We start from the raw sequence: 11159 nt of genomic DNA on the forward strand, positions 1-11159 counted from the left end.
CGGCCGCGTGGGATGGCTTACGGCAACGGCGTCACGCGTACCGGCGCCGTACCGTCGTCCAGCATATCAAGACGTTCGGCTGCACGGCGCGAAAGATCGATGATGCGCCCTTCGGTAAAGGGGCCTCGGTCGTTGATTCGCACCGTCACGTGACGATCATTATCCAAGTTGGTGACACGCACACGGGTATCGAACGGCAGTTTGCGATGCGCGGCGGTCAACGCCTGGGCATCGTAAGGCTCACCGCTAGCCGTCTGCTGTCCTTGAAAGCGATCATGATAGTAGCTGGCCTGGCCACGCTCTGCGGTCCCGCCGGACGCTTCGCCACCGTCGGTGGCACATCCCGCCAACGCCACCGCGGCAACCACCCAGCCCACGACCGCCACTCGTCGGGATACGTGGCCCACCATCAGGGTAATAGCACCGTCGACCCCGTCGTCTTGCGCGCCGCCAGGGCTTCTTGTGCCTGGGCGGCCTCGCTCAGGGGGTAACGGTTGGCGACATCGATGGCGACCTTGCCGCTGGCGATCACCTCGAACAGTTCCTCGGCCATGGCCTCGAAGCGCTCACGCGTGTCGGCATAACCGTTGAGGCTGGGTCGCGTCACGAACAGGGCGCCCTTCTGATTGAGAATGCCGATGTTGACGCCTTCGACCGCACCGGAAGCATTACCGAAGCTGACCATCAGGCCACGTTTTTGCAGGCAATCCAGCGACGTTTCCCAGGTATCCTTGCCTACCGAGTCATATACCACCGGCACCATCTCGCCACCGGTCAACTCACGCACGCGCTCGACGACGTTTTCCCGCGTGTAGTCGATGGTCGCCCAAGCCCCGTTGCGCTTGGCCAAATCGGCTTTCTCGGGCGAGCTGACAGTACCGATCAATTTGACGCCAAGCGCTTTCGCCCATTGGCAGGCGATGGAGCCGACGCCACCTGCGGCGGCATGGAAGAGAATCGTCTCACCTTCCTGCACCCGATAGGTCTGACGCAGAAGATATTGCACCGTCAGACCTTTGAGCATGGCCGCCGCTGCGGTCTCGAAGCTAATGGCCTCGGGCAACGTCACGACCTTCTCCGCCGGCAACACGTGCTGCTCGGCGTAGGCGCCCAACGCCCCCTGGGCATAAGCGACACGATCGCCCGGCGCGAAGCCCTCCACGCCTTCGCCAACCGCATCTATCTCGCCGGCCCCTTCGGTGCCCAAGCCGGACGGCAGGCTCGGCGCAGGATAAAGCCCGGTACGAAAGTAGATGTCGATGAAATTCAATCCCACCGCGCGATTGCGAACGCGCACTTCACCTGGGCCAGGCTCGACGGGGGTAACGTCGACATATTCCAGGACCTCGGGTCCACCGGTACGAGTAAACTGAATACGCTTGGCCATGCAACCTTCCTTATGAAGCTAACGAATCTAGGCTTTCATCCAAGCGCCGAACGTCCGCCGGGTCAAGCCATCCGACCCCAAGAATGCGACCGACGTGGCGCATCGCCACTAAAGTCGCATGGCATTGCCCCGGCGAGCATCTTCACACGCGGCCGTCGAAACGCTCCAGACCAGCGATGAAACGCGCCTTGTATGACTCAAAGGTCTCGGGCTCGCGCTTGAAGGTCTGCACGATGCCCTCCGCATTGAAACGCAACGGTTTCGTCAAAGCATCCGGCGTGACTGTTTCATGCTGCGCGGCCAAGCCCAGGCGCATGCCATCCGGCATTTCCAGCCATCGGGTGATGCCGCAATCGCGAAAGAAGGTTTCGCTGGCCTCGTCGGGGGCATGCACCCGCAAGGGCGCGCGTGTGGCCATTTCCCTGATCAGACGTTTGACATGCTCTTCGTCGCCCCCGGACTCCGGTGTCGAGAGTAATGACACTTCCATACCTTGGCCTTCGATGTCCGAGACCAACAGCAGCATGGCGAGAATCGTCTGCTGCTCGTCGGCCAGGACGAAAATGCGCGCCGCGTCCTGCTCGAACAACACCCCCAACGTGCCAGTGAAGGTCACCAGGGGATCGAGCCCGGCTTTTTGGCCATACACATTGGCGCACAGCTGTGCGAGACACGCCTCGCGGCTTTCCGGATTCTTGACATGAATGATTTTCATCGGTCTCTCTGGCGGTCGGGCGCCGTCTGTCGGCCAAAGCGCCAGACGACTGATCTCGAAACAAGGCGCGCAGATTAGCATATCCTCGAACGCCGCCCCATGGCGATACGGTCATGATCCTGTCAAAAAGGTATCTCAACCTAGGCGGCAAACCCGACGTGAACGGCATGCCTTCCACCACTGAACCAATGCCGGTACGGCATGCCATAATACTCATCGGCCATTCGCGAGGTTCGTTTACATGCCACTTTCTTCAAGCAGTACCACCTTGCCGCCGACAGCCGCTGCCCAGCGCGAGGTACAAGCCTCGCCGATCAGCGAGACAGGCCTCGTACTCCCCCACGTTATCGCGCATCGCGGGCTTTCCGCGCATGCCCCCGAGAACACGCTGGCGGCGGTACGCGCCGCCCATGCGGCCGGATGCCGTTGGGTGGAACTCGATGTCCAGCAACTCGGCGATGGCACCCCGGTGATCTGGCACGATGCCGGCGTACGGCGCTGCTCCAACGGACGCGGCAAGTTGCGGCATCTCGATCTCGCTCAGGCACACCAACTGGACGTGGGCAGTTGGTTCAGCCCGGCGTTTCGCCACGAGCGCATGGCGACGCTCGACGAGATGCTGGCACTGATCGCCGAATGCGACATGGGGCTCAATCTCGAGCTCAAGATCAGCTATCGGCAGAGCCCTGAAGCTCTGGCCAAGGCCGTCGTTCCGCGTCTGCAGGCAGCGCTTCCACCCTCGCGACTGCTGGTGTCCTCGTTCGACCGAGACGGGCTGCGCGCTGCGCGCGAAATAGAGAACGATCCGCACCGGCTACGCCTGGGGCTGCTCTACGACAAGCTTCCCGAAGACTGGCGCGCGGATGCCGAAAACCTTCTGGCGTATAGCGTCCACCTCGACTGGCGCAAGCTGAAACCCGCCGCTGCCAGCGCCGTACGTGAAGCCGGCCTGCGCCTGCTGTGTTATACCGCCAACGACCCGGCTGTTTTTCTGCCCCGCTGGGCATGGGGCGTCGATGCCGTGATCAGTGACGACCCGCCTGGTTTCACGGACGCCTTATCCTAGCCGTCCTCTAGTCGTTGAAAAGCGCACAAAGCACACGGCAAATACACGCTTTGCATATTCATGCCGCGCGTACCATGCGTCATGGTAATCCTTGGCCATCTCGCTTTATCGCTTTCATGCTGCTCCTGCATCGGACAACGCCCATGAACCCGTCGACCTTGATCGGCATCGCCGCCAGTGTGCTGCTGCTCGCCACCGTCGTGCTCTTCACCGCGCAAACGCCCAGCAGCTTCTTCAATTTCCCCGGCCTCGCCATCGTCATCACCGGCACGCTGGCCGCTACGTTCATCAGCTATCCCATGCGCGAGGTGGTGCGCGTCTCGCGCTTGGTGGGACTCGTCTTCCGTCGCGAGAACAGCCGTATCGACGAGGATATCCAGACGCTGGTCTCCATGGCGCGCCACTGGTTTCGTGGCAACATTCGCGCCATCGAAGCCGAGCTCGAAGACACGCGCAACCCCTTCCTGCGCACCGGAGTATCGCTGGTCATCGCCAATACCCAGGACGACGAGATTCACGACGTCCTGCGTTGGCGCATCGCACGCATGCGAGCGCGCGAGTACGCCGAGTCGCAGATCTTCCGCACCATGGCCACCTATGCACCAGCGTTCGGCATGCTGGGCACCTTGATCGGCCTGATCAACATGCTCGAGGTGATCGACGGCGGCGACTTGACGGTAATCGGTCCGCGCCTTGCCATCGCCCTGATGTCGACGTTCTACGGCATCCTGCTCGCCAACCTGCTTTTCAAGCCGATTGCAGTCAAACTGGAACGCCGCACCGAGGAACGTCTGATCGAAATGCACATGGTCATGGAAGGGGTGATGCTGATCGCCAAGCGCCGCCTGCCATCGTTCGTCGAGGACACGCTTAATTCCTTCATGGCCGAGCACCAGGACGAGATCCGCGAACCGGCACCTCGTACGCCCAAGCGGTCACGTGAGGAGGAAACGGTGGCATGAGCCGTGCGACGCATCGCTACGCCATCGACGCCAGCGATACCTTGATCGCCCCTGTCAATCACGCGGGCGATGAAGGCGGCGGCTGGCTGATGAGCTATCTCGACATGCTCACCTTGCTGATCACCTTGTTCGTACTGTTATTGGCATTAACCGGAAACGACGACAGCACCGCCAGCGACACGGCACTCGCCTTCCCCGCCCTGGGCGTGCCCACACTGCAAGCGCCCGCATGGTCGCCGAACTTCTATACCCCACCGCGTTCGAACAAACGCTACGTTGCGCCGCGTGACACCGCTTTCTATACGCCACCGCCGATGTCGCCACGGCCGCCACGCGTGATCATGGTCAACCCGGCGCCCGCCAAGACCTTGATGACGAGCGTCGAGGCCTCCCGCGATCCCCGTCGCGTGCGCCAACTGACGAGTACGCTCAAGCCCTTGATCGATGGCGTGGTCGTGACACAAAGCGCCCGGACACTGAACTTCCGCATCGAGAACCGCCTGCTGTTTTCCAGCAGCCGCGCCGGCCTCACCGACGAGGGCCGCGAGGTTCTGCGCCAGCTGCTGGACTCACTGCAGCAATACGAGGGCGATATCACCATCGAGGGTCATACGGATAGCCGGCCCATCGCCACCGACCGTTTCCCCTCCAACTGGGAACTCTCCACGGCACGTGCCACCGCCGTCTTACGCTTCCTGGTAGAAGAAGGACTCGATAGCAATGAGCTACGCGCGGTGGGGTATGCCGACACGCACCCGCTAAAAAGCAATGCCACGGCCGAGGGACGCGCGGCGAATCGTCGTGTCGAGCTGGTCCTGCATGAACCCGAAAGCCAGTGACCGGTTTCATGGCGGCCCGACGAGCGGCCGGCGATCAAGCTCCGCGTACTTGACATGACCGGCGTTTGACTTAGCGGTAACGGCCAAGCAGAATCCCCACCCGTCGAGACCCAGGTGCTCGGGAAACGGGTGAAAGTCCCGTACTGCCCCCGCAACGGTAATCGCGCTACATCGGAAATCGTCGCTGCCAGCCGCGCATGCGACCGTCACTGCTCTTTGCTTAGCTCGAGTGGGAAGGCGTTTCCGCCCGGTGTCGGATCTTTTCCGCCGCCAGCGCGTCAGTCCGGAGACCGGCCTGCGTCTCAGCACTGGCTGATGCGGAGGGCTTCGCCAGTGGCGACCGTTGCATTTACGCTGTCCAGGCGACGCGGCGGCGTCACCTCTTGTCCTCCTCATCGCGTAACTCGTTTCTTACGCTGATGAGGCGTTTTTATATGTTGCATAACAAAAATCTGCTGTGGCTGGCCATTGTAGTGGCGGGCAGCGCACAGGCGCAGGGCGATCAACGACTATCCGATATTCAGGTCACCGCCAACCGACTCCCCCAGTCGCAGAGCGATGTGCTGGCAAGCACCACCATCATCGACCGCGATGATATCGAACGTAGCCAGGCCGGCTCAGTCATCGACCTGCTGCAGGGCCGCGCGGGCATCGAAATGACGCAGAACGGACCACCAGGGACGCTCTCCAGTTTGTTCATGCGCGGTACCGAATCCGACCATAGCCTGGTTCTGGTCGATGGTGTGCGCATCAACTCGGCGACCAGTGGCGGTGCCAGCCTGGAAATGCTGCCACTCGAGGCCATCGAGCGTATCGAGATCGTACGTGGGCCAAGAGCCGCCGCTTATGGCGCTGACGCCATCGGCGGTGTCATTCAGGTTTTCACGCGGCACGGCACGAATACCGGCACGCAAGGCGGGCTAAAGGCGAGCGCAGGCAGCGACAGCACCCAGCGCCAGAGCGCCTGGGTCGCCACCGGCGATGACGACACCCGGCTGAACGCCTCGCTCTTTCACCGCGATGGCGATGGCTTCAACGCCACCCAGGCGGACGACAGCGGCGAGCGTGACGGCTTCGAGCGCGAAGGTGCCCAACTGGGACTTTCACATCGCATCAACGATGACGTCGACGTGAGCGTCAACGCACTGCGCCAGAACTTCGAGGGCGAATACGACAGCTGTATTGTCGGCTATTCACTTGGCTGCGAGGATATGCTTACTAAAGGCTATCTGCAATCCTTTAGCGGTGAGCTCGATGTCCAGCTTCAGCCAGACTGGCAGATGCAGATCACCGCCGGCCATTTCGACGAACAACGTGAGGAACGTGATGAAGGCACTCGCACGACTCTAAGCGAATCACATCGCAATGAGGCAGGCATTCAACACCGCTTTACTCGAGAGCATGGCGTCGATGTCATCGGCGTCGACTACCGTCAAGATAAGATCGATTATCAGGATAATGTCGGCGGAAATAGCTACCAAAAAGATAGCCGTGAAAATTACGGCGTCTATGGCATGATGCAGCGTACCTACGGTGTCCACGAGCTTTCCGGCTCCTTGCGCTACGACGATGATTCACTGTTCGGCGATAAGACTACCGGTAGCTTGGGTTATGCTTACCAACTAAGCACCAGCCAACGCACAGGTATTTCCTACAGTACGGCTTACAAAGCCCCTAGCTTACAAGAACTCTATGGACCCGAAAGCTGGGGCGCCAATCCGGACCTCAAGGCGGAAGAATCCAAGAATATCGAAGCCTTCTGGTCATTCGAAAAAGGACCATGGAACGCACGCGCCACGCTATTTGAGAATCGCATAGACGACCTGATCGTCTACTCTGACATCGGTAACAACAGCTACCGGAACTACAACGTCGACGAAGCCCGCATACGCGGAGTCGAACTCAGCGGCGGCTGGCAAGGCGACAACCTCTCCCTGAAAGCTAGCCTGACTCACCAGGATCCCAAAAACCGTGACACCGGAGAACGTCTAGCAAGTCGTTCCAAGCTCTATGGTCGCATTGATGCCGACTATACCTACCAGGCCTGGTCCTTCGGCACCACGCTACGCGGCTCAGGAGATCGCCGCGACAGCACCGACACCATGATGGGAGGCTACGGCGTGGTCGACCTGCGGACCAGTTGGCAGGTCACGCCCATGGTCGAGCTCTCGGCCAAGATGGAGAACGCCTTCGACAAGGAGTACCAACTGGTCGATGGTTACAATACCCAGGATCGCTACGTGGAAGGCGGCGTGACACTGCGCTTCTGATTCGCCTTTTACCACACGATGCCACGCATGCGCCCTGCCCCTTCATGGGAGCGGGGCGTTATGCTGTATGGACCTTTACAGGAGAGCATCCATGGCCTTGAGCAAGACCCAAAGCAGCTTCTATCGCCGGCTATATGTCGCGCACCTCATTGACCACGGCACGGCCAGCGTACCCGCGCTGATCGACGCCACCGGCATGCCGCGTCGCACCGCGCAGGACACTGTCAATGCCCTCGTGGAGCTGGACGTTCACTGCGAATTCGAGCAGCAAGCCGGTGCCCGACATCATATCGGGCGCTATGTCATCCGCGACTGGGGACCCATCGACCCGACGTGGGTCGCCGCGCATGCCGAGCGTTTACGCGAGGCGCTGGGCTATCCGCCGGTATGACACCACGCCGGTCGGGTTGAACCCATTTCCATGATGTCTATACTGTACTTATATACAGTCGAGGCATTGCATGATGACGACGCCCAGAAACCGTTCCCAGGCCCGCAAGGGACGCGGCGCGACCTTCGACCCTCACAATCGCTTTTCGCCCACGGTCAGCGAGGCCATCGACGACGGCTGGTGGCAAGAAGAAGCGCCGACACGGCTGGCGACACAGGTGCGTGACGAGCCCGCCAAGAGCGCGCTGTCCTGGAACCACTCGCCGGATCTTTCCTTCGATCGCTCGTTGAACCCCTATCGCGGTTGCGAGCACGGCTGCATCTACTGCTACGCACGCCCCAGCCATGCCTACTGGGACATGTCGCCAGGGCTCGACTTCGAAACCAAGCTGATCGCGCGCACCGGCATGGTCGAGCGGCTACGCGACGAACTCGACAAACCCGGCTACGTCTGTCGCCCGATCAACTTGTCGGGCAATACCGATTGCTATCAGCCGCTGGAGGCCGAGCGCGGCACGACCCGAGCCCTGCTGGAACTGCTGCTGGAGACCCGCCACCCCGTGACGCTAGTCACCAAGAGCGCCTTGATTCTGCGCGACAAGGCCTTGCTTGCCGAGATGGCCGAGCACCGCCTGGTGCGCGTCTTCGTCAGCCTGACCAGCCTCGACGACGACCTCAAGCGCACACTTGAACCGCGTACGGCAGCGCCACGCACACGCCTCAAGGTCATCCGCGAACTCAGCGAGGCCGGCATTCCCGTGGGCACCTTGATTTCGCCGGTGATTCCAGGGCTGACCGACCATGAACTCGAGTCCCTGCTGGAGGCCGGACACGACGCCGGTGCGCGCACCGCTGCCTGGATGCTACTACGCCTGCCGCATGAGGTCGCGCCGCTGTTCGAGACCTGGCTCAACGAGCACTACCCGCTACGCGCCGACAAGGTCATGAGCCTGATCCGCCAGTGCCGTGGCGGCGAGGATTACGATGCCCGCTTCGGCCATCGCATGCGCGGCGAAGGCGTGTTCGCGAAACTGCTGGCGCAACGTTTCCGCACCACCTGCCGGCGCCTGGGCATCGGCGACCGTGCCGAGATGGGGCTCGATACCAGTGCCTTTCGCGCCCCGCATGCCCAGGGCGATCTGTTCGACTGAGGAAATCCGCCCGCGCCGAATCGCTCGATTCAGGAAGCCTCGTGGAAAACCATCACCGCCCCGGCGCCGTACAACAGCACCAGCGCCACGCTTTCGAAGCCGATACGTGCCGGGCCGTGTTTCTCACGGCGCACCAGTCCCAGCAGCAATACCGCCGTCATCAGCACCGACAGCGCGATCCACAGCAATGTCTGATCGGAAACGGCGTGATAGATCGACCCATCGCGATAGGCGATATCCGAGGCGGCGGCAAACAGTGTGTCGAAGGCGTTACCGCCGATGATCCCGCCCACGGCCAGGGTCAGCGCCCCGCGTCGTACGGCGGCCACGGCAGTCACCAGCTCGGGCAAGGACGTCGCGACCGAGGTCAGCAGTATACCCACGGCGGTCTGGCTCATGCCCGTTTCGGTCGCCAGCGTCGTCGCTGCTTTCTCCATCACCCAGCCGGACACGCCCAGCAACAAGGCCAGAGCGGCGAATCCGCTCCACAGCCGCGTCAAAGAATAGCGCTGGGCGTCGTCATCCGGTGCATCCTCGCGGGTTTCACGCGTACGTCGCGGCATCCACATCGGCTGGCTACGCACTTCATCGATGATACGCAAACCATATACGTAGCCCAGAAACAGCAGCGGCGTGACCGGGTGAATGCCCCACAACGTCCACTCCGGCGAATAACGCGCCACCAGCAACATACCCAGCAGGCACATCAACAATGTGCCCTGCGCCAGATTGCCAATAGACGCTGCCGCATGTTCGAGATTGACGCGTCGCAGCGCCACATCGGCGACGGTAAGAAACAGCGTCTGTGCAGCGATCCCGCCCACGGCGTTGCTCATCGCCAGTTCGGGCTGACCCTTCCAGGCCGCCGTCACCGACAGCACGATGCCGGATAACGAGGTCGCCATACCCATCAGCACCGCCCCGGCGATGGCCTCTCCCATGCCGGTACGATCGGCCAGCGTGTCCACCACGCCGGTCAGGCGCGTCCCGACCACGCCGATCACCAGTGCGCATCCAGCGAACAGCGCCACGCTCAGCATCAAGCTCATATTACTCGTCCTTGAGAGGGTGTTTACAAAACATGTGCGCCCTACCCTAGAGAAGCACCGCCCGGGGTGCGAGCCGGGACATCAACGTTGTGGGTGACGTGCCACCATGACGGCAATAACGCCTGAATACGAGGCTCGGCGAAGCGGTCGTCGATCAGATGAATCGTGCCCCGGTCTTCGCGGGAGCGAATCACACGTCCAGCGGCCTGAATCACCTTCTGTACCCCGGGATAGACGTAAGCATAATCGTAGCCGGCACCGAACATCGCCTGTAGATAGCGTCGACGCTGCTCGTTGACCGGATTGACCTGCGGCAGCCCCAGGGTGGCGATGAAAGCACCGATCAGTCGCTCACCTGGAAGATCGATGCCTTCGCCGAAGGCCCCGCCGAGTACCGCGAATCCGACTCCGCGCCCGTCCGACGTGAAGCGTGCCAGAAAATCCGCCCGAGCCGTTTCGTCCATGCCCCGCGCCTGTTGCCATTGCGGTACCTCAGGGTGTGCGTCCTGCAAACGCGCGGCGACATCCTCCAGATAGGCGAAGCTGCTGAAGAAGGCCAGATAATTGCCCGGTCGACGCGCATAGGTCGCGGCGATCAGGTCAGCAATGGGTGCCAGCGATGCCTCACGGTCGCGAAAGCGCGTGGAAATATGCCGGGCGATATGCACGCTGAGTTGTTCGTTGGCGAAGGGCGACGCCACATCCAACCACACACTGTCCTCGGGCAACCCCAGCAGATCGCGCTGATAGCGCTCGGGCGTCAGAGTGGCCGAGAACAGCACGCTGGCATGCGCAGCCTTGAAACGCGGAGTCAGCAATGGCGCCGGCACGATGTTGCGCAGGCTCAGGCGCGCATGACGCATGCCTCGGTGGCCCGGGCGCATGGCGATATCGCACACGAAGTGACGATCGAACAGCTCGGCGATGCGCACCGTCTTCAAGGCATCGAAATAGAAACGCTGCAAGGCCGGGGACAAGGTATAAGGCGGCTCGGCCGCCACTTGCCCGATCGTCCCCACCAGACGCTGCAACGCCGCCAGCCATGCTTCGGGAACGTGCTCGAGTGCGGTATGTTCATTGATACACTCACGACCCAACGCGTTCCACTCACGATTGAGCTGCTTGAGCGCGGCACTAACGCCAGCGGGTTTCTCGCGTATCAGGGCGCGCAGGTCGCCTTGATCGAGGCTCGCGCTGTACATATCACGCGCGCGCTCGACCAGATTGTGTGCCTCGTCGACCAGCACGCCCAGACGCCAGTCGTTGGTCTGGGCCAACAGATGCAGCAAGCCGCCGCTGGCGAAGTAATAGTGATAATCGCCCACCGTGA

Annotated in this window: 11 protein-coding genes and 1 riboswitch; of the genes, 6 read left to right on the plus strand and 5 right to left on the minus strand. The window is 61.7% G+C overall.

Features of this window, described 5'->3' with window-relative positions:
• Window positions 1-17: 17 nt before the first annotated feature.
• The 3 genes from OP495_RS02740 to OP495_RS02750 all read right to left on the minus strand — a co-directional run bounded on the left by OP495_RS02740 (window position 18) and on the right by OP495_RS02750 (window position 2102).
• On the minus strand, window positions 18-377 hold the full coding sequence (locus tag OP495_RS02740) for a septal ring lytic transglycosylase RlpA family protein (RefSeq protein WP_280561406.1): 360 nt from the start codon (window positions 375-377) through the stop codon (window positions 18-20).
• Window positions 378-409: 32 nt separating this feature from the next.
• Window positions 410-1387, minus strand: coding sequence for an NADPH:quinone reductase (locus tag OP495_RS02745; RefSeq protein ID WP_280567045.1), 978 nt, complete (start codon window positions 1385-1387; stop codon window positions 410-412).
• Between the two features lie 142 nt (window positions 1388-1529).
• Window positions 1530-2102 (minus strand): hypothetical protein, encoded by a 573-nt coding sequence (locus tag OP495_RS02750; RefSeq protein ID WP_280561408.1) that lies wholly within the window; start codon window positions 2100-2102, stop codon window positions 1530-1532.
• Between the two features lie 313 nt (window positions 2103-2415).
• Between OP495_RS02750 and OP495_RS02755 the strand changes: the two genes are divergently transcribed.
• The 6 genes from OP495_RS02755 to OP495_RS02780 all read left to right on the plus strand — a co-directional run bounded on the left by OP495_RS02755 (window position 2416) and on the right by OP495_RS02780 (window position 8780).
• Complete coding sequence (locus OP495_RS02755) at window positions 2416-3168, plus strand: glycerophosphodiester phosphodiesterase family protein (RefSeq protein WP_280561882.1); 753 nt, start codon at window positions 2416-2418, stop codon at window positions 3166-3168.
• A gap of 143 nt (window positions 3169-3311) precedes the next feature.
• Complete coding sequence (locus OP495_RS02760; RefSeq protein WP_280561409.1) at window positions 3312-4130, plus strand: MotA/TolQ/ExbB proton channel family protein; 819 nt, start codon at window positions 3312-3314, stop codon at window positions 4128-4130.
• Complete coding sequence (locus OP495_RS02765) at window positions 4127-4969, plus strand: OmpA family protein (RefSeq protein WP_280561410.1); 843 nt, start codon at window positions 4127-4129, stop codon at window positions 4967-4969. Before OP495_RS02760 ends, OP495_RS02765 begins: the two co-directional genes overlap by 4 nt.
• 95 nt (window positions 4970-5064) lie before the next feature.
• Window positions 5065-5283, plus strand: a riboswitch (cobalamin riboswitch).
• Window positions 5284-5403: 120 nt separating this feature from the next.
• Window positions 5404-7239, plus strand: a complete 1836-nt coding sequence (locus OP495_RS02770) for a TonB-dependent receptor (protein ID WP_280561411.1) — start codon at window positions 5404-5406, stop codon at window positions 7237-7239.
• A gap of 91 nt (window positions 7240-7330) precedes the next feature.
• Window positions 7331-7630 (plus strand): winged helix-turn-helix domain-containing protein, encoded by a 300-nt coding sequence (locus tag OP495_RS02775; RefSeq protein WP_280561412.1) that lies wholly within the window; start codon window positions 7331-7333, stop codon window positions 7628-7630.
• A 73-nt stretch (window positions 7631-7703) separates the two neighbouring features.
• The gene (locus OP495_RS02780; RefSeq protein ID WP_280561883.1) at window positions 7704-8780 is read left to right on the plus strand and encodes a PA0069 family radical SAM protein; all 1077 of its coding nucleotides are present in this window, start codon (window positions 7704-7706) and stop codon (window positions 8778-8780) included.
• A 29-nt stretch (window positions 8781-8809) separates the two neighbouring features.
• On the opposite strand, the gene OP495_RS02785 is transcribed toward OP495_RS02780, so the two are convergent.
• The gene (locus OP495_RS02785; protein ID WP_280561414.1) at window positions 8810-9829 is read right to left on the minus strand and encodes a sodium:calcium antiporter; all 1020 of its coding nucleotides are present in this window, start codon (window positions 9827-9829) and stop codon (window positions 8810-8812) included.
• A gap of 41 nt (window positions 9830-9870) precedes the next feature.
• Window positions 9871-11159 (minus strand): ATP-dependent DNA helicase (locus OP495_RS02790; RefSeq protein ID WP_280567047.1); only part of this gene is annotated, 1289 nt, incomplete at its 5' end.

The organism is Chromohalobacter sp. 296-RDG, assembly GCF_029889885.1.
Classification (GTDB): domain Bacteria; phylum Pseudomonadota; class Gammaproteobacteria; order Pseudomonadales; family Halomonadaceae; genus Chromohalobacter.

Bases quoted from the DNA above. Each gene is read 5' to 3' on its own strand.
- OP495_RS02745 (WP_280567045.1), bottom strand. From the start codon at position 1,387: ATGGCCAAGCGTATTCAGTTTACTCGTACCGGTGGACCCGAGGTCCTG.
- OP495_RS02750 (WP_280561408.1), bottom strand. From the start codon at position 2,102: ATGAAAATCATTCATGTCAAGAATCCGGAAAGCCGCGAGGCGTGTCTC.
- OP495_RS02760 (WP_280561409.1), top strand. From the start codon at position 3,312: ATGAACCCGTCGACCTTGATCGGCATCGCCGCCAGTGTGCTGCTGCTC.
- OP495_RS02765 (WP_280561410.1), top strand. From the start codon at position 4,127: ATGAGCCGTGCGACGCATCGCTACGCCATCGACGCCAGCGATACCTTG.
- OP495_RS02770 (WP_280561411.1), top strand. From the start codon at position 5,404: ATGTTGCATAACAAAAATCTGCTGTGGCTGGCCATTGTAGTGGCGGGC.
- OP495_RS02775 (WP_280561412.1), top strand. From the start codon at position 7,331: ATGGCCTTGAGCAAGACCCAAAGCAGCTTCTATCGCCGGCTATATGTC.
- OP495_RS02780 (WP_280561883.1), top strand. From the start codon at position 7,704: ATGACGACGCCCAGAAACCGTTCCCAGGCCCGCAAGGGACGCGGCGCG.
- OP495_RS02785 (WP_280561414.1), bottom strand. From the start codon at position 9,829: ATGAGCTTGATGCTGAGCGTGGCGCTGTTCGCTGGATGCGCACTGGTG.